Source organism: Mesonia hippocampi (assembly GCF_014197445.1).
GTDB lineage: Bacteria > Bacteroidota > Bacteroidia > Flavobacteriales > Flavobacteriaceae > Mesonia > Mesonia hippocampi.
This window is the reverse complement of the sequence record NZ_JACIFO010000006.1, coordinates 126,029-146,905: the sequence shown is the minus strand read 5'-3', so window position 1 is coordinate 146,905 and position 20,877 is coordinate 126,029. Positions and strand designations below refer to the sequence as shown.

The following is a 20,877-nucleotide window of genomic DNA, read 5'->3' as shown; positions in this document are numbered from 1 at the left end:
ATTACCAAAGAATCAAGCGGTTAAGTAATTTTTTATGGTTTGATTTTTATAAACTGAATAATTAAGCATAGCCAAACTAAAAGCAATATACTTCCTCCAAGTGGAGTAATTAAAGCTATACTTGTAAAATCGAATGCTGATAATGTATTTGTAGCTAAGCCATAAATAGAGCCTGAAAAAAATAATACACCTATAAGAATCCCATAAAACGCAAAAAATTTCGCTCTAGCGGATATATTTTTTCCTAATGCTCCAACAAATAAAGCTAAAAAAGCATGATAAAATTGATAACGCACTCCTACCTCGAAAGTATTTATAGCATCTTCCGTAATAAGTTTTTCTAACCCGTGAGCTCCAAATGCTCCCAACATCACAGCTAAAAATCCTAAAGTACTCCCTAACACGAGAAGCTTCTTATCCATAATTAACTTTTATAAACCTAATTTATTATTTACATTCGTGTGTATTAACACAACGTAAAACTACTTAAAATATGCGAAAAATTTTAATTATTGGTGCAGGAAAATCAACTTCTTCATTAATTAAATACTTACAAGATAAAAGCGACACTAACAACCTTAGCCTTATCATCGCAGATAAATCTATAGACAATGCGAAGAAATTTGCAGGTAAAAATCAATATACCAAAGCTATAGCGCTTGATATTTTTAACACCGAAGAACGCCAAGAGGCTATAAAAAATGCCGATATTGTTATCTCGATGCTCCCTGCTCGTTTTCATGTAGAAGTAGCAAAAGATTGTGTGCATTTTTCTAAAAACATGGTTACCGCCTCTTATGTTAGTGACGAAATGCAAGCACTTGATGCCGATGTTAAAGCTAAAAACCTTGTGTTTATGAATGAAATAGGGGTAGACCCTGGTATTGACCACATGAGCGCAATGCAAGTAATTGACCGTATCCGCGATAAAGGCGGAAAAATGCTTTTATTTGAATCTTTTACCGGAGGCTTGGTTGCTCCTGAAAGCGATACCAACTTATGGAATTATAAATTCACCTGGAACCCTCGAAATGTAGTGGTTGCAGGACAAGGAGGTGCGGCCGAATTTATCCAAGAAGGAAAATACAAATACATCCCTTACCATCGCTTATTTAGACGCACCGAATTTCTTGAAATCGATGGCTTTGGAAGGTTTGAAGGACTAGCAAATCGCAACTCTCTAAAATACCGAAGTGTATATGCTCTAGAAGACATCCAAACACTTTATAGAGGTACCTTAAGACGTATAGGTTTTAGCAAAGCTTGGAATATGTTTGTGCAATTAGGAATGACAGATGACACTTATACATTAGAAGATTCTGAAAACATGAGCTATCGCGATTTTGTAAATGCTTTTCTACCTTATTCCCCTACAGACTCTGTAGAACTCAAAACCCGCATGAACCTAAAAATAGACCAAGATGACCTAATGTGGGATAAACTTGTGGAGCTAGATTTATTTAATCCTAACAAGAAAATTGGAATTAAAAACGCGACTCCAGCACAAGCACTCCAAAAAATTCTAGAAGAAAAATGGACACTAGAACCTCACGATAAAGACATGATTGTTATGTACCATAAGTTTGGTTATGAACTCAACGGAGAAAAAAAGCAAATTGATGCTACTCTTGGATTGATAGGCGAAGATCAAACCTATACAGCCATGGCAAAAACCGTAGGAATTCCTGTAGGGATTGCCGCTCTAAAAATATTAAATAAAGAAATTACAATGCCTGGAGTACTCCGCCCGATACACAAAGAAATCTACACCCCTATTTTAAAAGAATTAGAAGATTACGGAATTATCTTTAAAGAAAAAGAAACAGAATACTTAGGTTATAATAAACATACGGTTGTAGGATAAAAACAATAAAAAAGGGCTTAATTGAAAGCCCTTTTTTATATAATGAAGTTTATTTTAATCTCTACTTAAGTATATACTTATAAAATACAACAGGGTTGCTAAAGATCCAACTGCAGCCACCACATAAGTTCTTGCCGCCCACTTTAAAGCGTCCTTTGCGCCATCATACTCTTGCGAGGTTACCATATTAGCAGATTTTAACCAAGCCAATGCACGGTTACTAGCATCATACTCCACAGGAAGCGTTATAAAACTAAATAAGGTTCCTAAGCCAAACATAATAATACCTACTAGTAAAACTGTTTGCCCTACACCTATAGAAACCATCCCCATAAGCAACAATCCTCCCATAATTACCCATTGGCTATATTTTGAGGCTATACTTACCATAGGCACTAATCGGCTTCGCATCTGCAACCAATTATATGCTGTTGCATGTTGCACAGCGTGCCCACACTCATGTGCAGCAACAGCCGCTGCCGCTGCATTTCGCTGACTATAAACAGCTTCACTTAAGTTTACTGTTTTATTCATCGGGTTGTAATGATCTGTCAACTGTCCTGGTGTAGAAATAACTTTTACATCGGTTATTCCATTATCTCTCAACATTTTTTGAGCAATTTCAGCTCCACTCATTCCGTTTTGCAAATGCAATTTAGAATACTTTTTAAACTTCGATTTTAAACGATTACTTACAAACATACTTACCAGCATAATAGCTCCAGCAAGAATATAATATCCCATCATAATGCTTCTATTTTTTTAGCTAAATATAATATTTTACAGTAAATACCACAGCTTTAAAATTATAAATTTTATTTAAAAAATAAACAGTATATTTCAAAAAAAGTTAACACCTATTTAATAATAATACTGCTTTATTTAATTTATTTTAGATTCAAATTATAAAATCAATTTATTATGGGATTTATCTCTTTTATTAAGGATGCTGGAGCAAAAGTTTTTGGCATCGGAAAAACCAGCGAAGAAGAAAAAGCTGAAGCTATTGATAAGCTTACAAACACCATTAACCAATTATCTTTAGAGGTTCGTAGTTTAGCTATTAACCTTAACGACGACACCGCTAGTGTTAGCGGTATAGCTAAAGACCAAGAAACCAAAGAAAAGGTGGTTTTAGTTATCGGAAACTCTGCAGGTATAGCAAAGGTTGAGGACAATTTAGAAATAGAAGAAGTTTTTGAAGAAGAAGAAGAATGCGAACCAGTTCCTCCATCCCGTTTTCATACAGTAGAACGCGGAGATACGTTAAGCAAAATTGCAAAAGAAGTTTATGGAAACGCCATGAAGTATCCTGTAATTTTTGAGGCTAACAAACCTATGCTTACCGATCCAGATAAAATTTACCCTGGACAAGTTTTACGTATTCCTAACTTAGATTAATCTAAATTATTACTCAAAAAAAAACACCTCTTTGTTTGCACAACAAGAGGTGTTTTCTGTTTTAACAATTTAATGTTTAGCCTACAATATTTACTATTTTCCCTGGCACAACAATTACCTTTTTAGGTGTTCTTCCATCTAATTGTTTCTGAGTTCGCTCATCAGACATTACTATCTTCTCAATTTCTTCTTTCGATAAGTCTAAAGCTAAATCTAAGGTAAACCTAGTTTTCCCGTTAAACGATATCGGATAAGTTTTACTATCTTCTTTTAAATATTTCTCCTCATAAACAGGGTATAAAGCTGTAGTTACGCTCTCGTTATGTCCTAATTTCTGCCATAACTCTTCTGCTATATGTGGTGCGTAAGGCGAAATTAAAATCGCTAATGGTTCTAATACTGCTCTACTTTTACATTTTTGAGCACTCAACTCATTCACGGCAATCATAAAGGTAGAAACCGAAGTATTAAAACTAAAACTTTCGATGTCTTCTGTTACTTTTTTTATGGTTTTATGTAAGGTTTTCATCGCCTCTTTTGATGCTTCTGCATCGGTTACAGCAAAACGCTCTCCGTCATGATATAGTTTCCACAGTTTTTTAAGGAAGTTATGCACCCCCGTAATTCCTGCGGTATTCCATGGTTTTGCTTGCTCTAAAGGCCCTAAAAACATTTCGTACATGCGTAAGGTATCTGCGCCGTAGTCTTCACAAATATCATCTGGGTTTACCACATTGAATTTAGATTTAGACATTTTTTCGACCTCTTTCCCTACAATATATTTCCCATCGTCTTCGGTGATAAAAGCAGCATCTTTAAATTCTGGTCTCCAGTTTTTAAAAGCTTCAATATCCAACTCATTAGCTGCATTTACAAAAGCAACATCGGCATGAATTTCTTGTGTTTTATACGCCTCTTTCTTGGAGAATGTAACAAACTTATTTTCTCCTTCTATACGATAAACAAAAGCACTTTCGCCAAGAATCATCCCTTGGTTAATAAGCTTTTTAAATGGCTCTTCTACAGGAACAAGCCCTATATCCTTAAGAAATTTAGTCCAAAAACGTGCATAAAGCAAATGTCCTGTTGCATGTTCACTTCCTCCAATATACAGGTCTACGTTTTGCCAATAAGTTAAGGCTTCTTTCGAAGCAAAAACTTCCTGGCGTTGTTCATCTTCCATATAACGGAAAAAGTACCACGAACTACCTGCCCAACCAGGCATGGTATTTAATTCTAGCGGAAATATTGTTTGGTTATCTACCAACGTATTCTCTACTACCTTATAATTTTTGGTATCCCACGCCCAACAATCGGCTCTCCCTAAAGGCGGCTCTCCTTCTTCTGTAGGTAAATACTTTTCGACTTCAGGAAGCTCTATCGGAAGATGTTCTTGTGCAATAATTTGCGGTAATCCTTCTTTATAATATACAGGAAAAGGCTCTCCCCAATAGCGCTGACGGCTAAACACCGCATCTCGCAAACGGTAATTGGTTTGTTTCTCTCCTATTTTTTCTTGTTCTATCTGATAAACAGCTTGTTTTATAGCTTTTTTATAAGGTAAATCTGTTAAGAAGTCTGAATTTGAAATAACGCTTCCCTCTTTATTGGTATGGGCTGCTTCTGAAATATCAACATCCTTAAAAATATTTTTTATGGGGATATCAAAATGTTTTGCAAAATCATAATCTCTCTGATCTCCACAGGGAACCGCCATAACAGCTCCCGTTCCATAACTAGCCAACACATAATCTCCTATCCAAATAGGAATAGGCTCTTTGGTAAACGGATGCTCGGCATAAGCCCCTGTAAATACCCCAGAAATGGTTTTTACATCTGCCATACGGTCACGCTCACTTCGTTTTGCAGTGGCGGTTTTATAGGCTTCTACCGCTTCTTTTTGTTCGGCAGTAGTAATTTTAGAAACCAATTCATGCTCTGGCGCTAACGTCATAAAAGTAACACCAAAAATAGTATCTGGACGTGTAGTAAACACATTTATTGTGCTTTCTGAATTTTTTACACTAAAGGTTACTTGCGCTCCTACAGATTTTCCTATCCAATTGCGTTGACTTTCTTTTAAGCTTTCATTCCAGTCTATCGTTTCTAAACCTTGTAATAAACGCTCTGCATAAGCCGAAATTCGCATACTCCATTGCTTCATTTTCTTTCTCACTACAGGATGGCCACCACGTTCTGAGACACCGTTTACAATCTCATCGTTTGCTAAAACGGTTCCTAAGGCAGGACACCAGTTAACCTCGGTATCTGCAAGGTATGCTAACCTGTATTTCAACAGTATTTTTTCTTGTTCTGTTTGTTGATAGTTTATCCATTCTTCTGCGGTAAATAAAGGTATATCCTCTTCTGTAACAGCAGCGACATTTACATTTCCTTCTTTCTTAAAAATTTCTTTTAAGGTAGAAATCTCTCTTGCTTTATCTTGCTTTTTATCATACCAGCTTTCAAAGAGTTTACTAAATATCCATTGTGTCCATTTATAATATGACGGCTTGGAAGTACGCACTTCCCTACTCCAATCAAACGAAAAACCTATCTTATCGAGCTGCTCACGATAACGATTAATATTAACCTTTGTAGTAACTGCAGGATGCTGACCTGTTTGGATGGCATACTGCTCGGCGGGTAAGCCGAATGAATCATAACCTTGTGGATGCAATACATTAAAACCTTTATGGCGTTTATATCGAGCATAAATATCGCTTGCTATATAGCCTAACGGATGCCCAACATGTAATCCTGCTCCCGATGGATATGGAAACATATCTAACACATAATACTTTTCTTTATCACTATGGTTACTGGCTTTAAATGTATTGTTTTCCGACCAATATTTTTGCCATTTGGCTTCTATCTGACTAAAATTATAACTCATACAAAATGTATTTACTTCGCTTTAGGCTAATTTAAACGGCTAAAATACTATTAATGTACGAAAGTGAAAAGTTTAAACGTTTTAAACGAAAGAGTTTCATTTACTTTTTTATTTTTACAAAAAATCTATGCTTTTATATGAGTTCTTCTTTTGATAAATATCAAAAAAGACGTTTAATTTCGTCTTACATATCGGTAATTCTAAGTATCGGGTTAGTGCTTTTTTTATTAGGATTGTTAGGTTTATTGGTGCTTAACACCAAAAAAGTAGCCGACCATTTTAAGGAACAAATTGCTTTGACAGTATACTTTAAAGACACCGCTAAAGAGGTTGAAATCAATCAGCTGGAAAAAAGTCTAGCAATGGCAGAGTACACCAAAAGCACTCATTTTGTTTCTAAAGAAGAAGCTGCAAAAACCCATGCTAAAGAAATCGGAGAAAATTTTATGGATTTTTTAGGCTATAACCCGCTGCAAAACTCTATAGACATTTATATGAAAGCAGATTATGTATCTGCAGAGAAAGTAGCCGAAATTGCTAAAGATCTAAGCAACAAAAATTTTGTAGATGAAGTAGCTTACGACAAACCACTAATTGCTTTGTTAAACGATAATATTAAGCGAATAAGTTTCTGGGTACTGGTAATAAGTGCTATTTTTCTATTCATTGCTGTTTTATTAATTAACAGCTCCATCCGGTTATCCATCTACGCAAAACGTTTTACCATAAAAACAATGCAAATGGTAGGCGCAACTAAAAGCTTTATCCGTAAACCCTTTATTTGGAAAAGCATAAGGCTTGGTATTTTTGGTGCTTTTTTAGCTTTTTTAGGTATGGCAGGAGTTTTGTATTACATCAACAAAAGTTTTCCTGAGCTTCAATTACTAAAAGACCAACTCCTTATCGGTTTAATTTTTATGAGTATTTTACTATTAGGTATTTTAATTACCTGGGTAAGCACCTTCTTTGCCACGCAACGCTTTTTAAACCTAAAAACAGACGAACTCTACTACTAAGACAACCAAATTAATTCCTATAAGAGTTTTATATTTGTATCTAATAAACAGCAATTACCATGGGAGAACAAAAACGAAATAAAAATAACAATCAGCACCATAAAGAAACTTTTATTTTCGGGAAAAGAAACTATCAATTCATGCTAATAGGGCTAGGTGTTATTGCTTTAGGTTTTTTATTAATGACCGGAGGCGGAAGCAATGACCCTAATGTTTTTAACCCCGAAATATACAACTGGCAACGCATTAGGCTTGCGCCTATGCTAATTCTTTTAGGATTTGGTATCGAAGTTTATGCTATTTTAACACATCCAGACAAGAAAAACAATTAATGAATATAGTAGACGCATTGGTTTTAGGCATTATACAAGGCCTAACCGAATTTTTACCCGTTTCTTCTAGTGGGCATTTAGAATTAGGAAAAGCTATTCTGGGCGATAACAGCATCCCAGAAGAATCTATGTTATTTACTGTAGTAATGCACTTTGCAACTGCATTGAGTACCATAGTAATTTTTAGAAAAGACATCTATCAGATTTTTAAAGGCTTATTTCAGTTTAAATGGAACGAAGAAACACAATTTGCTTTAAAAATTATCATCTCGATGATTCCTGCAGCAGTTATCGGGGTGCTTTTTGAAAAACAATTAGAAAGCTTATTTGGAGGAAGCATCGCCCTAGTTGGTGGGATGCTTATTATCACAGCAGTATTATTATGGCTTGCCGATAAAGCAAAAAACACCCTAAAACCTGTATCTACTTCTAATGCCTTTGTAATAGGAATTGCCCAAGCCATTGCCATGTTACCTGGTATTTCTCGTAGTGGAGCCACAATTTCTACTTCTGTACTTCTAGGTAACGATAAAACCAAAGCGGCACGTTTTTCTTTCCTAATGGTTGTACCCCTTATTTTAGGAAAAATAGCAAAGGATATTTTAAGCGGAGATTTAACCCATACAGGAAATACAAGCGCCTTAATTGTAGGCTTTATAGCTGCTTTTATAGCAGGATTATTAGCCTGTACTTGGATGATAAAACTAGTACGCAATAGCAAACTTACTTATTTTGCCATCTATTGTTTAATTGTAGGAGTAATTGCCCTATCGGTAAGTTTTATATAATGAGTTATTTTACAGAAGAAGATTTTAAAAACGGTCAGATTTTACTTTTTGATAAACCTTTACATTGGACATCTTTTCAATTGGTAAACAAAGTGCGTTGGCTTATTAGAAAAACTTACGGAATAAAAAAAATAAAAGTTGGGCATGCTGGCACATTAGACCCCCTAGCCACAGGATTACTTATTATTTGCACAGGAAAATACACCAAAAAAATTCCTGAATTACAAGGACAAATAAAAACCTACACAGGAACATTTACAATGGGAGCAACCACTCCTTCTTATGATTTAGAAACCGAAATTGACCAGCATTACCCTACCGCTCATCTTCATGCAGATTTATTACATGAAGCCACACAAAATTTCATAGGAGAGATTTCTCAATATCCTCCTGTTTTCTCGGCTTTAAAAAAAGACGGAAAAAGACTCTATGAATATGCACGCAAAGGGCAAGATGTAGAAATTGAAGCCCGTAAGGTAGAGATTTCTGACTTTACACTAAGTAAAATTCAACTCCCAGAAATCTCTTTCGAAGTAACCTGTAGCAAAGGTACTTATATAAGAAGTTTAGCTCACGACTTTGGAAAAGCAACAAAAAGCGGCGCACACCTATCTGCATTACGCCGCACAAAAATTGGAGATTTTTTAGTCTCTAATGCCTTAACACTAGAAACCTTTAGCAACCAGTTACCAAAATAAATTAAACCCCTAATATTTTAAGTACTTCTGTAATAAGCAACTGCCCCTTATCTTTATTGTACCAACGTTGTAAATCTTCTTTTATCTGCTCGTCTATTTTTCCGTGCTTTTCTTTGTAGTCTAGTACCAAACGAGTGGCTTCCTCTGGTCTTGGCCCCCATGTTCCTAGCAATTTTTCAGCCTTGGTATCAAATAAAATAAGTTTAGGAATAGACCTCCCTCCATTGGTTAAAAATTCATCCATTAAGTTTAGATTCTCATCTCTCAAAACCACTTTCAAGTTAATGGCAGGGTTTAAATCAGCCAGTTTATTTATTACAGGCAGATTATGTGCTGCATCTCCACACCAGCTTTCAGAGATTACCAACCATAGCATATCTCCAGAAAAAGATTTCATCCGTTTTTGATCTTCCTCTGTTATTTTTAAGGTTTTTTCCCAGCGTTGCATACGGCGTTCATTAAGTTCTCCATAAGCCAACAAATCCTCAGACTGCTCTGTGCCTGTTACCTTTCCTTGTGCTAATAAATTAGACGTCATTTCCCTATATTCATTATAAGAATAAGCAGTTTTTGCCGCTGTTTCAATAAGCGCATTTAAAGCCAATGTTTCCATAAGGTTATTTTATATTTAGGTATATGATTAAAATAAAAATCTTAGTATTTTCGGTATAAATTTACAAAATAAAAGTATGAAAAGATGCGGTTGGTGCGAAGGAGATTCTCTTTATGAAAATTATCACGATAATGAGTGGGGAGTACCTTTATACGATGACAAAAAGCTGTTTGAATTTCTTGTTTTAGAAAGTTTTCAAGCAGGTTTAAGTTGGATTACTGTTCTACGAAAACGAGAACACTTTAGGGCTGCTTTTGATGATTTTGACGCTACAAAAATAGCCAACTATACAGAAAACAAAACAAAGGAACTACTTAAAAATGAAAACATTATACGCCATCAAAAAAAAATAGAAGCAACCATAAATAATGCTAAAATATTTTTAGCCATACAAAAAGAATTTACAAGTTTTAGTAATTACCTATGGGCTTTTGTAAACCACACACCTATTAACAGCAACATTACAGATTACAAAAAGGCTCCAAACAAAACCCCTTTGAGCAATCAACTTTGTAAAGATTTAAAAAAACGAGGAATAAAGTTTATGGGAGCCACCACTACCTATGCTTTTATGCAAGCTACCGGAATGGTAAACGACCATGAGGTTTCTTGTTTCAAACACCAAAAACTCATAAAAGTTAATTAATTGTTATGAAAAAATTAAGTTTATTACTGCTTTTTAGCTTAAGTTTGAGTACTATTGCACAAGAAGTAAAATTAGAAAAAGAGGAGCGTATACATATAGAACAAATGCCCGAAAAAGCTCGTTTGTTCCTGTCGCAAAAAAGCCTAACTGAAAACAAAACAAAACGCTACTATAAAGAGATTGACGGTGATAAAAAAAGCTATGAAGCTAAATTAAAAATACACCGAAAAACTTATAGCATAGAGTTTAATACTTTAGGAGAATTAGAGGATATAGAAGTAGAAATAAAAGAAAGAGAGATCCCTAAAGAGGTTTTGAAAAACATTAAAAATCAGATTTCAGAACGCTGCGACCGTTATAAAATAGAGCGCATACAGGCACAATATGTAAACACTTCTTCTACTAATCAACAAGAAGTACTAAAACAAGCATTAAAAAAGAATAATTTCAGCAAAGTAAACTATGAAATTATTATAAAGCTAAAAACAAAAGAAGAAACAATGCGTTGTGAAGTACTTTTTGACAGCTTAGGCAGTTACAAAAACCATAGAAAAATTACAGACTACGCTCATGATACTCACTTACACTAAAAATTTATTAGTATTTAGTATTTTTTTATTAGGTAGTTTCACTTATCAGCTACACGCTCAAAAAAAATTTACAGGCTTTGCCGAACCTAGTGTTTCTTTAAACATAAAGTCGGAAAGTCCTTGGAGTTATAATTTCACTATCGCAAACCGAGATATACTCTATCAAAAAGAGGAATTTAATGCCGAAATAAAACATATAGAACTAGCACAATACACAAGCTTAAGTGTTGGGCTATACGGAAAAATAACAGCAGGTATCCGTTACCGGTTTATAGAGATGTTTGATGAGCACAAAGACAACGAAGTGCGTTTGGTGGAACAATATAGTTACAGCACAAAAATCAAAAATCTTAAAGCCTCTCACCGTTTTCGTATTGCACAAAGATTTCGAGAGCGTACTACGCACCGCTTTCGCTATCGTTTTCTGGTAGACATCCCATTAAACGGACAGCGCTCTGATGTTAAAGAGTTCTCGTTAAGCCTTAGTACAGAAAGTGTTTTTGAAATGGGTAAAGAAGAAAAACCAAGCCTTGGACAGCGTTTAAACTCTTCGCTAAGTTATCAAATTTCATCTAACACAAAATTTAAATTTGGACTAGAATACCGCTACAGAAACTATACACAAACCCCTAAAACAGAGCTTTTTTTACTCACAGGGCTTAGCCTTAGTTTATAAAAAAGAGAGAAACTTTGCTCTAGGTATTGTTTTTGCTCCTAAACTATCTAAGTGCTTTGTATAGACTTGGCAATCTATCAGCTTTATATTATATTCTTGATGTAAATATTGCACAAAACTAATAAAACCATACTTAGAAGCATTACTTACATGGGTAAACATACTCTCTCCACAAAATACGCCTTTATCTTTTAACAAGATACCATACAAGCCTCCTATTAGTTTCTCGTTAACATCCCATACCTCTACAGAATGTGCCCAACCCAACTCGTGTAATTCACAATAAGCGTTAATCATATTGGTAGTTATCCAAGTATCCTCCTGATCTTTTCGTTTCACCTGTGCACAATTAGAAATCACTTCTGTAAAACTTTTATTAATGGTTACCTTAAACGCCTTATTACGGATAAGCTTTTTCATGCTTTTAGAAATTTTCAACTGCTCGGGATACAAAACCATTCTTGGGTCTGGGCTCCACCAAAGCAAAGGGCTTTCTTCCTCAAACCAAGGAAAAATTCCTGAATGATAAGCTAATATTAACCGCTCTACCGATAAATCACCGCCTATAGCTAATAATCCGTCGTGTGTAGCTAAATGAGCTGGAGGAAAAATCAACTCGTCTGTAAGGGTATAAACCATAGGTGAAAAACTTAATATTTCTGGTTATTACAAAATTAAAAAACGGCTACTTAATAGCAGCCGTTATCTTTTTATAAAAATTATTTTTTGTTTTAAAAAGGTAAATCGTCATTATCCCCTGCATTTAAATCATCTGCTGGCTCAAATTGGTCTACAGGAGGCATTGGCGGCATCTCTCCTCCCGCGTTAGATTGGCTTAAATTTTCTATGCGCCAACCTTGAATAGAGTTAAAATATTTTGTTTCTCCTTGTGGGTTTACCCATTCTCTACCCCTAAGGTTAATGCTTATTTTAACATCCTGACCTACTTGATATGCGTTTAATAAATCGCATTTATCTTGAACAAACTCTACCAATAAAAACTGTGGGTACTGCTCTTGTGTAGTAATTACCACCTCTCTTTTTCTAAACCCGTTATTTCCGTATGTTTTGGTTTCGTCTATTTTTTTTATTGTTCCTTGTATTTCCATATTTGTTATTTTTTATGATACGCTACTAAAATATTCCAAGCCTTTTCTACATCATTATCCTGAAGTAACTCTTGTACTTTCTGGTGAATTTGCACTGTAGATCTGTTTTCTATAAGGTCTTTAAATTCCGAGTTTTCTATAAAATCTGTGGCATCTTGCAAGCTTGGCATTTTTTCTAAACTTGCCAACTGCCCTAGGTTGTTCCCAGTAAAAACCGTACTGTTTTTTATACCTTCTGGCAAAATATCTATCCCCATACCTATAGCGCTAATTGGTTTAGGAAGTTCAAACATTCCTTCTTTAGCCCTAGTATACCAGTTTCCGCCCATACGCGCTACTAAATCTAGCTTGTGTTGATCTATTTTTTCATCGGCTGTTAAGAACGCTTCTGCGATATGGATTTTTACCACTTCACATATTACTATGTTTCCCGCACCACCGTGGCTTCCTAAATTTACCACATTACTCACCTTGCATTCTAATTGCACCGGAGCTTCTTTTACCCGATAAGGTTTTACTTCTTCCGAGGCTTCCATGCTAAAGCCTGCTTTTTCAAACTCATTCACCGTAGGGGCAAAATTACAACTTGATAAAGACATCTGATGCACCATGGCATAATTTACCATATTAATAACTACCTCCTGTGTTTCTTTTATATTCTTAAGCGTATCTTTTTCTGTATTATCGGCAATTCTGCTTAAAGGAGAAAACATAAGTGTTGGCGGATTTGCACTTACCATATTAAAAAAGCTAAATGGCGCTAAATTTACTTCTCCTGTTTTGCTAATCGTACTCGCAAAAGCAATTGGTCTTGGACCAATAGTACTTACCAAAAAACCATACAGCTTTTGAGTAGAAATTTCTGAAGGCGTTATTGTAAACATAGTTTTTTACGATTTTGGCAAAGGTAATTAATCAAAAAAGGAATGAAAAATATAAACGAAAGATTAATTATGAATAATTTTGTACCTTTAATTATAAAAATATCCAGATGCGCTTCTTCTCTCAAGCCAAGTTTATCAAAGCTTTTATTATTTGCTCCTCGGTGAGTATTATTGGACTTATTATCTGGAATATGAGCATTTTTTACAACAAGCTAAAGCAAGAAGAACAACTGAAAATGAAAATTTGGGTAAACACGTTTTCAGAAATAGCAAAAAGTGATTTTAATGACCCCGACAAATTATCTGTTTTGGTAGAAAACAATACAACTCCTATGATTATCTACTTTGTAAAGGAAGATACTTACTCTACCAGAAACATTGCTCAAAACAAAGTGAATTCAGACAAAAAAATAAAAAACCTTGCTACCAAATTCTCCTCTGAATATACCCCAATAGAAATTAAAGAAAACAAAGAACTAATACACATTATCTACTACGGCAACTCAAAACTTCTTAATAAATTAAAACTTTTTCCGCTTATAGTTTTAGTAATCATCCTACTGTTTTTAGCCATTTTATATTATTTCTATACCACAGAAAAATCTAACGAACAAAATAAGCTTTGGGCAGGAATGGCAAAAGAAACGGCACACCAAATAGGCACTCCCTTATCCTCGTTAGTAGGCTGGATAGAATTATTAAAAACAGAAAATATTCCCGCTTCTTATGTTACAGAAATGGAAAAAGACATAGACCGTTTACAAATTATAACCGATAGGTTTTCAAAAATAGGCTCTTTACCAGAGCTGCACCGTTCTAACTTTATAGAAGCCACGCAAAACACCTACAATTACTTAACGGCAAGAAGCTCCAAATTAATTGAATTCTCATTAATCCTCCCAGAGCATCCTATATGGGTAAACCTCAACCCGCAACTTTTTAGTTGGGCGATAGAAAACTTAGTTAAAAATGCCATAGATGCCGTAAAAGGAAGAGGTTTTATAGAACTTAAAATCACAGAAAACCAAGATTGGGTTTTCTTACTTATTAAAGATAACGGAAAAGGTATCCCGAAAAGAGATTTTAACTCTATTTTTAAACCTGGTTTCACAACTAAAAAACGCGGTTGGGGCTTAGGGCTTTCTCTTACCAAACGCATTGTAGAAGAATACCACAAGGGCAAGATAAAAGTCCTAAAAAGCGAGCCTCAACAAGGCACAACCTTCGAGATTAAAATAAAAAAATAGCTTAAAGCTGATTTTTAATTAACCTTGCCACTTCTTTAAACTCTTCTTCCGATAAGGCCATGTGTTGAGCAAAATTCATATCGTTCATTTCATTAAGAGGAATAAGGTGTACATGAACATGCGGAACTTCTAAACCTACAGCGGCCATCCCTACACGTTTACACGGAATAGCTTTTTCTATCGCTTTGGCTACTTTTCTAGAAAAAGCCATTAGCGCTAAATAAGTATCTTCTTCGAGATCAAATATTTTATCTACTTCTTTTTTAGGAATACAAAGCGTATGTCCTTTAGCATTAGGTCTAACATCTAGAAAAGCAAGAAAATCATCATTCTCTAAGATTTTATAAGCAGGTATTTCTCCCTGTACGATTTTAGTGAAAATAGAACTCATCTGGTATTTTTAAGTTAAAGATAATTATTAATTTTTTACATCCAAAGCATCCCGAAGTGCATTTCCAAAAAGCATAAAAGCCATCACAAGACTCATAATGGCCACGCCTGGGATTAAAGCTAAATAGGCTTTTCCTAAAATAATATAACTGTAATGGTCTTTTATCATTCCTCCCCAGCTAGGAATAGGAGGCTGCGCCCCTATCCCCAAGAAACTCAATCCGCTCTCGATAAGAATTGCTGCCGCAAAATTAGCTGCAGAAATAACAATTACAGGCGCCATAATATTAGGCAATATATGTTTACTAATAATACGCAAATGCCCAAACCCTAGTGCTTTTGCTGCCGTTACATATTGTAATTTTTTTAACCCAAGTACTTGTCCTCTTACAACTCGTGCCACCTCTACCCACATGGTAAGCCCAACAGCAATAAAAACTTGCCAAAAGCCCTTCCCAATTGCTAGCGTAATGGCGATTACGAGCAGTAATGTAGGAATAGACCATGCTACATTGATAAGCCACATGATTACGGCATCTACTTTCCCGCCAAAATATCCTGCAAAAGCCCCTAAAAAAACGCCTATAAATAGCGATATAAAAACAGCTACAAAACCAATAGAAAAAGAAATTCGAGTACCAACAAGCAGCCTACTAAGTAAGTCCCGGCCATATTTATCGGTTCCTAATACAAATGTTTTTTTACTTATAAATTTATCCTTTACAAATGCCTTATCATCCGATGAGAAAACCTCAGGCAAGGAATAAAAAACAGGTGCTGTTTGCAGCTTATCTGTGTTATACGGAATAATCTTTAAGCTATCGTTTAAAAATTCATACGATTGAACAGGGATTTGCAATTTTGGATTTTTATCACCTGATAGTGTTTTACTAAACCAAGATTGCTCTATGTGTTTTCTCTGAGGAACTTCTAGCATTTGCACCTGAAACCCTGGCGGCTTAGAGTGTATAGGCAAGTGCATTTGGTTAGCATACATTGTTTTATCTGGTGCCAAAGCATAAGCAAAAATAGCGATTACAGCACAAGCAATAATAAACCAGAAACTCAAAACGCCCCAAAAGTTTTTTTTAAACTTTTGGAGCGCTAATTGTGATAAAGATTGAGAACTTCTTGTTTGCATAAAGCTAATTAAGGTCTTGCTCCTGCCATTTTAGATGTTTTTTTATGAATATATAAATCATTAAGTACATTTACGGCTTCTTCTACATAAACATCTTTGCTTAAACTGGTATGCCAACGTTCCCTCTTTTTGGTAAGTGTTGAATCTGTTTTCATTAGCGCAATCTCGTAAGGAAGGCTTTTAAAGCTTAAGTTAGTTTCATAATCATCTATCTTTTCAAAATGTTTAGCCTGTTTTTCACGAGCTTCGGTATCTATTTTAAAAGCCTCATAACTTAATGCGTATGTTGTTTCGTCTCGTTGTTTTTTAATCCAACGTGCACTTTCGTCTATTAATCGTAATTGCTTGCTTTCTGCCATTCTTTTTATACTCTGCGCGATGGTTTCTTTAAAATCGCTATAACCTTTCCATTTTTCATATTTTGCAGGCTGTATTTGATCCCAAGGCAACGGGTTATTCATATCTTTTTCTCCCACATCTATATAGCTATAGCGGTCTGGAACTACAACATCGCTTTTTACGCCTTCCAATTGAGTAGAACCTCCATTAATACGATAGAATTTTTGCATAGTAATTTTTAAAGCTCCCATATCGCCAAGATTACTATTTCGTAAAAAGCTATTTAAATCCATTACGCGTTGTACTGTTCCTTTCCCGTAGGTTTGTTTACTTCCTATTACAATAGCACGCTCATAATCTTGCATAGCGGCTGCTAAAATTTCTGAAGCAGATGCCGACAACTCGTTTACTAGAATAACTAGGGGACCGTCCCAAAGTATTTCTTTGTTTTTATCTCGAAGTGTTTCTCTGTTTCCGTTACCGCTTCTAACTTGTACAACAGGTCCTTGCTCAATAAACATCCCCGCAATTTCTATTACTGTTGCTAGAGAGCCACCTCCATTATTACGTAAATCGATTACCAGACCTTCTATGTTTTCTTTTTTCAGGCGGATAATTTCTTCTTTAATATCAGATGCTGCGTTACGTTCCTTCGCATCTTCCATATTGAAATAAAAACTTGGCAAATTGATTAATCCATAGGTGTGGTTTTCTTTTTCTACAGTTGTAGATTTCGCATAAGTTTCTTCAATCTCTACTATATCACGTTCGAGCGTAATATCTTCGATGGTGCCATCTACTTTTTTTACGGTTAAGGTTACTTTGGTTCCTTTTGGGCCTTTAATTAGTTGTACGGCATCTTCTAGCGGCATTCCGATAATGCTAACGGCCTCTTCTTCATCTTCTTGTTTTACTTTCTGAATTAAATCGCCAACTTCTAATTGCTCATTTCGCCATGCGGGTCCTCCAGAAATAATTCCTATTATTTTTATGTTATCCATTTTTTTCTGAAGCCGTGCTCCTATTCCTTCTAGGCTCCCCGACATCTGGATATCGAAACGTTCTTTATCTCTTGGAGCAAAATATGAGGTATGCGGGTCAAACTCCTCTACAATGGTATTGATGTAAACCGAAAACCAATCTTTTCGTTTTAAATCATCGTTTAAATCATAAAACTCATCGTACGAATTTTTTGTAGCTTCACGAGCTTCTTTCTCTAATTCTTCGTCTGTTTTTGGAGTATAATTCTCGTCTTTTTCTTGTTGTTTTTCTTCATCCTTCTTTAAGTCGTAGTAATTTCCTAAAACCGAAAATTTTAATTGTTTACGCCAATGCTCTTTCAAATCGGCTTTACTCGTAGCGTATTCCATATTTTCATAATCGGTAGATATGTTTTCTTCTTTAGCAAAATCAAAAGGTTTGGCTAAAATTTCTTGATAAAACAGGCGAGATTCTGCGATGCGTTCTTGTAACCTTCCGTAGGTTAATTTAAAAAAATCTAGTTTGTGGTTTTTAATCTCTTCGTCTAATTTATCTCTAAACACCGAAAACTCTTCAACATCTTTAGCCAAGAAAAAACGTTTGCGAGAATCTATAGCATTTAAATAATTATCAAATACATTTTCTGAAAACTCCTTATCGATTAATTTTGGATTATAATGCCCTTTATTAATAACAAACGTAATTAGCTCTAATAGTACTTCATCTTTATCTCCGTTAGCGTCTATTTTATTAGAAGTAAAGCTGCAAGAAGCTACTGCTAAAACTAAAACTAATAAAAAGAGTTTATAATTGCTTTTCATAAATTTATAAAATTTCATTATCAAGTATCTTTAAAAACAAGTATCCTAAAATTGTGCCAAATACACAAGTTTTACTCAAATTTCTAAAAGTACTATTTTTTTTTATTCCATTTATTAAAATATACCTAAACCTTTTTAAGCTTCGCTTATATCTAAAAGATTTTCTCTATTAATTTGTTTATTTTAGCTGCTATAATTTTTTAATGATGAAGAACGAAAAGCCACTTATATTAGTTACCAACGATGACGGTATTACCGCTCCAGGAATACGCCACCTTATTAAAATTATGAAAGAAATTGGCGATGTTGTAGTCATAGCTCCAGATAGCCCGCAAAGCGGTATGGGGCATGCCATTACACTTAACGATAACCTGTATTGCGATTTAATTACTGTAAATGAAAACGAAAACCATAAAGAATACAGCTGCTCGGGAACACCTGCCGATTGTGTAAAAATTGCTAAACAAGAAATTTTACACCGTAAACCTGATATTTGTGTTAGCGGAATTAATCACGGCTCAAACTCCTCGATAAACGTTATCTATTCTGGAACCATGAGTGCAGCCGTAGAAGCTGGTACAGAAGGAATCCCTGCTATTGGGTTTTCTTTACTAGACTATTCGTTAGCAGCAGATTTTGAACCTACAACAGCTTATGTTAAACGTATCACTGAAGAAGTTTTAAAAAACGGACTCCCAGAAGGTGTTGTGCTTAATGTAAACTTCCCTAAATTACCTAAAGAGGAAATAAAAGGAATAAAAATATGCAGACAAGCTAAAGCACATTGGGTAGAAAAATTTGATAAACGTACCAATCCGCAAGGACGCGACTATTATTGGCTAACAGGAAGTTTTATCAACGAAGATAAAGGCACCGATACCGATGAATATAACTTGGCAAATGGTTATGTATCGGTTGTACCAATACAATTTGATTTAACCGCTCACAAAACCATAAAAGAACTAGAAAACTGGAACTTAAATGATTAAAAAAGAGATTTTTATAGGCTTTATTGTTGGAATTGCTGCCAACCTTGTTGGAATGTTTATTTACATTTCTGCATTTTCTAAATACGGACTCACAACAACACTCGAAATAAGTTACGAAGAGGGTTATCTTGGCAGTATTATTTCTCTTGGCGCCATCCTTAACTTCCTTCCGTTTTTTGTGTTCTTGAGAAAAAACAAACCCTATCGTAGCCGAGGTGTACTTATTGCCAGTATTTTTGCTGCCTTAGTTATTATTATTACAAAAATAATTTAACGCTTATTACAGGCATAAACAAATTAGCCTTACACAATTAGTTAATGTAAAGAAATTTAGAATCAATGAAATACTACTTAATTGCAGGCGAAGCTTCTGGAGATTTACACGGAGCCAACCTTATGAAAGCTTTAAAAAAAACCGACACTCATGCTGATTTTAGGTTTTGGGGTGGCGATTTGATGCAACAAGTTGGCGGAACCCTTGTAAAGCATTATCACGATTTAGCGTTTATGGGCTTTGTAGAGGTACTGGCTAACCTTCGTACTATTTTTAAGAATATTTCATTATGTAAAAAAGATATTGAAGCATATAAACCCGATGCTATTATCTTTATAGACTACCCTGGTTTTAATTTAAGAATAGCAAAATGGGCAAAACAACAAGGATATAAAACACATTATTATATTTCTCCACAAATATGGGCTTGGAAAGAAAATAGAATTAAATCTATAAAACGAGATATCGATGAAATGTACGTAATATTACCTTTCGAGAAAGATTTTTACGAAAAAAAACACCACTATCCAGTACATTTTGTAGGGCACCCTCTGCTTGATGCCATAAGCAACAGAACCCACATTAGTTTTGCTAATTTCATAGAAAAACATAAGCTTCCTAACAAACCTATAATTGCGATTTTGCCAGGAAGCCGAAAGCAAGAAATTACCAAAATGCTAAACACCATGCTTCAGGTTACAAAGCATTTCCCATCTTATCAATTTATAATTGCAGGAGCTCCTAGCCAACAACGTGAATTCTACACGCCATTTTTGGAAAAAAATCAAATTCATTTGGTAATGAACGATACTTACAACCTACTAGAAGTAGCCACTGCTGCCATGGTAACCTCGGGAACAGCCACACTCGAAACCGCTCTTTTTAGCGTCCCGGAAGTAGTTTGCTATAAAGGCAGTTATATTTCTTACCATATTGCAAAGCGCATTATAAAACTCAATTATATCTCGTTAGTAAACTTAATTATGGATAAAGAGGTGGTGAAAGAATTAATTCAAAATGATTTTAATGAGAAAAACCTTACCAACGAATTACAAAAGCTTTTAAATCCAGATCACAGAAATACTTTACTACAAGAATATAAAATATTAAAAGATAAATTAGGCGGAGTTGGCGCCAGCACACACACAGCTAAACTTATCTACAAAAACCTAAACCCATAGC

Annotated in this window: 23 protein-coding genes; 13 read left to right on the top strand and 10 right to left on the bottom strand. The window is 35.0% G+C overall.

What is annotated here, in order from left to right:
- Window positions 1-32 precede the first annotated feature (32 nt).
- Complete coding sequence (locus tag GGR32_RS08440; protein WP_183477762.1) at window positions 33-422, bottom strand: DUF423 domain-containing protein; 390 nt, start codon at window positions 420-422, stop codon at window positions 33-35.
- A gap of 71 nt (window positions 423-493) precedes the next feature.
- Here GGR32_RS08440 and GGR32_RS08435 point away from each other — a divergent pair, with 71 nt between their 5' ends.
- Window positions 494-1,864 (top strand): saccharopine dehydrogenase family protein, encoded by a 1,371-nt coding sequence (locus GGR32_RS08435; RefSeq protein ID WP_183477761.1) that lies wholly within the window; start codon window positions 494-496, stop codon window positions 1,862-1,864.
- A gap of 54 nt (window positions 1,865-1,918) precedes the next feature.
- Here the strand turns inward: GGR32_RS08435 and GGR32_RS08430 are convergent, their stop codons facing one another.
- Complete coding sequence (locus GGR32_RS08430) at window positions 1,919-2,611, bottom strand: zinc metallopeptidase (protein ID WP_183477760.1); 693 nt, start codon at window positions 2,609-2,611, stop codon at window positions 1,919-1,921.
- Between the two features lie 174 nt (window positions 2,612-2,785).
- Here GGR32_RS08430 and lysM point away from each other — a divergent pair, with 174 nt between their 5' ends.
- Complete coding sequence (gene lysM / locus GGR32_RS08425; RefSeq protein ID WP_183477759.1) at window positions 2,786-3,265, top strand: peptidoglycan-binding protein LysM; 480 nt, start codon at window positions 2,786-2,788, stop codon at window positions 3,263-3,265.
- Window positions 3,266-3,341: 76 nt separating this feature from the next.
- Here lysM and leuS read toward each other — a convergent pair whose 3' ends face one another.
- The gene (leuS, locus tag GGR32_RS08420) at window positions 3,342-6,161 is read right to left on the bottom strand and encodes a leucine--tRNA ligase (protein ID WP_183477758.1); all 2,820 of its coding nucleotides are present in this window, start codon (window positions 6,159-6,161) and stop codon (window positions 3,342-3,344) included.
- Between the two features lie 137 nt (window positions 6,162-6,298).
- On the opposite strand from leuS, the gene GGR32_RS08415 reads away from it, so the two are divergent.
- The 4 genes from GGR32_RS08415 to truB are packed head-to-tail and all read left to right on the top strand — an operon-like array spanning window position 6,299 to window position 8,995.
- A complete protein-coding gene (locus GGR32_RS08415; RefSeq protein ID WP_183477757.1) occupies window positions 6,299-7,177 on the top strand; it encodes a cell division protein FtsX in 879 nt (292 codons plus the stop codon).
- Between the two features lie 59 nt (window positions 7,178-7,236).
- Complete coding sequence (locus tag GGR32_RS08410; RefSeq protein ID WP_183477756.1) at window positions 7,237-7,509, top strand: DUF3098 domain-containing protein; 273 nt, start codon at window positions 7,237-7,239, stop codon at window positions 7,507-7,509.
- A complete protein-coding gene (locus GGR32_RS08405) occupies window positions 7,509-8,297 on the top strand; it encodes an undecaprenyl-diphosphate phosphatase (RefSeq protein ID WP_183477755.1) in 789 nt (262 codons plus the stop codon). Before GGR32_RS08410 ends, GGR32_RS08405 begins: the two co-directional genes overlap by 1 nt.
- Window positions 8,297-8,995, top strand: coding sequence for a tRNA pseudouridine(55) synthase TruB (gene truB, locus GGR32_RS08400; protein WP_183477754.1), 699 nt, complete (start codon window positions 8,297-8,299; stop codon window positions 8,993-8,995). The genes GGR32_RS08405 and truB overlap by 1 nt, the downstream gene beginning before the upstream one ends.
- Window position 8,996: 1 nt before the next feature.
- Here the strand turns inward: truB and GGR32_RS08395 are convergent, their stop codons facing one another.
- Window positions 8,997-9,608 (bottom strand): thioredoxin family protein, encoded by a 612-nt coding sequence (locus GGR32_RS08395; RefSeq protein WP_183477753.1) that lies wholly within the window; start codon window positions 9,606-9,608, stop codon window positions 8,997-8,999.
- Window positions 9,609-9,684: 76 nt separating this feature from the next.
- Between GGR32_RS08395 and GGR32_RS08390 the strand changes: the two genes are divergently transcribed.
- Genes GGR32_RS08390 through GGR32_RS08380 form a run of 3 tightly spaced genes read left to right on the top strand, consistent with a single transcriptional unit; the run spans window position 9,685 to window position 11,520 of the window.
- A complete protein-coding gene (locus GGR32_RS08390) occupies window positions 9,685-10,254 on the top strand; it encodes a DNA-3-methyladenine glycosylase I (protein ID WP_183477752.1) in 570 nt (189 codons plus the stop codon).
- 5 nt (window positions 10,255-10,259) lie between these two features.
- The gene (locus GGR32_RS08385; protein WP_183477751.1) at window positions 10,260-10,844 is read left to right on the top strand and encodes a hypothetical protein; all 585 of its coding nucleotides are present in this window, start codon (window positions 10,260-10,262) and stop codon (window positions 10,842-10,844) included.
- On the top strand, window positions 10,825-11,520 hold the full coding sequence (locus GGR32_RS08380) for a DUF2490 domain-containing protein (protein WP_183477750.1): 696 nt from the start codon (window positions 10,825-10,827) through the stop codon (window positions 11,518-11,520). The genes GGR32_RS08385 and GGR32_RS08380 overlap by 20 nt, the downstream gene beginning before the upstream one ends.
- On the opposite strand, the gene aat is transcribed toward GGR32_RS08380, so the two are convergent.
- The 3 genes from aat to GGR32_RS08365 form a co-directional block, all read right to left on the bottom strand.
- On the bottom strand, window positions 11,515-12,159 hold the full coding sequence (gene aat, locus GGR32_RS08375) for a leucyl/phenylalanyl-tRNA--protein transferase (RefSeq protein WP_183477749.1): 645 nt from the start codon (window positions 12,157-12,159) through the stop codon (window positions 11,515-11,517). The genes GGR32_RS08380 and aat overlap by 6 nt on opposite strands.
- Before the next feature lie 92 nt (window positions 12,160-12,251).
- On the bottom strand, window positions 12,252-12,629 hold the full coding sequence (locus GGR32_RS08370) for a DUF3127 domain-containing protein (RefSeq protein ID WP_183477748.1): 378 nt from the start codon (window positions 12,627-12,629) through the stop codon (window positions 12,252-12,254).
- A 5-nt stretch (window positions 12,630-12,634) separates the two neighbouring features.
- Window positions 12,635-13,513, bottom strand: a complete 879-nt coding sequence (locus tag GGR32_RS08365; RefSeq protein WP_183477747.1) for a flavin reductase family protein — start codon at window positions 13,511-13,513, stop codon at window positions 12,635-12,637.
- 107 nt (window positions 13,514-13,620) lie between these two features.
- On the opposite strand from GGR32_RS08365, the gene GGR32_RS08360 reads away from it, so the two are divergent.
- Window positions 13,621-14,760: a sensor histidine kinase gene (locus tag GGR32_RS08360; RefSeq protein WP_183477746.1), complete on the top strand. Its 1,140-nt coding sequence runs from the start codon at window positions 13,621-13,623 to the stop codon at window positions 14,758-14,760.
- A gap of 1 nt (window position 14,761) precedes the next feature.
- Here the strand turns inward: GGR32_RS08360 and GGR32_RS08355 are convergent, their stop codons facing one another.
- The 3 genes from GGR32_RS08355 to GGR32_RS08345 are packed head-to-tail and all read right to left on the bottom strand — an operon-like array spanning window position 14,762 to window position 18,450.
- Entirely contained in the window at window positions 14,762-15,151 is a 390-nt protein-coding gene (locus GGR32_RS08355; protein WP_183477745.1) for an HIT family protein, read from the bottom strand.
- 27 nt (window positions 15,152-15,178) lie between these two features.
- On the bottom strand, window positions 15,179-16,291 hold the full coding sequence (locus GGR32_RS08350) for an ABC transporter permease (protein WP_183477744.1): 1,113 nt from the start codon (window positions 16,289-16,291) through the stop codon (window positions 15,179-15,181).
- Window positions 16,292-16,299: 8 nt separating this feature from the next.
- A complete protein-coding gene (locus GGR32_RS08345) occupies window positions 16,300-18,450 on the bottom strand; it encodes a carboxy terminal-processing peptidase (protein WP_246415185.1) in 2,151 nt (716 codons plus the stop codon).
- Window positions 18,451-18,638: 188 nt separating this feature from the next.
- Here GGR32_RS08345 and surE point away from each other — a divergent pair, with 188 nt between their 5' ends.
- From surE to lpxB, 3 genes are all read left to right on the top strand, one after another.
- Window positions 18,639-19,421: a 5'/3'-nucleotidase SurE gene (surE, locus tag GGR32_RS08340; protein WP_183477822.1), complete on the top strand. Its 783-nt coding sequence runs from the start codon at window positions 18,639-18,641 to the stop codon at window positions 19,419-19,421.
- Entirely contained in the window at window positions 19,414-19,695 is a 282-nt protein-coding gene (locus tag GGR32_RS08335; protein ID WP_183477743.1) for a hypothetical protein, read from the top strand. The genes surE and GGR32_RS08335 overlap by 8 nt, the downstream gene beginning before the upstream one ends.
- Window positions 19,696-19,760: 65 nt before the next feature.
- Window positions 19,761-20,876, top strand: coding sequence for a lipid-A-disaccharide synthase (lpxB, locus tag GGR32_RS08330; RefSeq protein ID WP_183477742.1), 1,116 nt, complete (start codon window positions 19,761-19,763; stop codon window positions 20,874-20,876).
- Window position 20,877 lies beyond the last annotated feature (1 nt).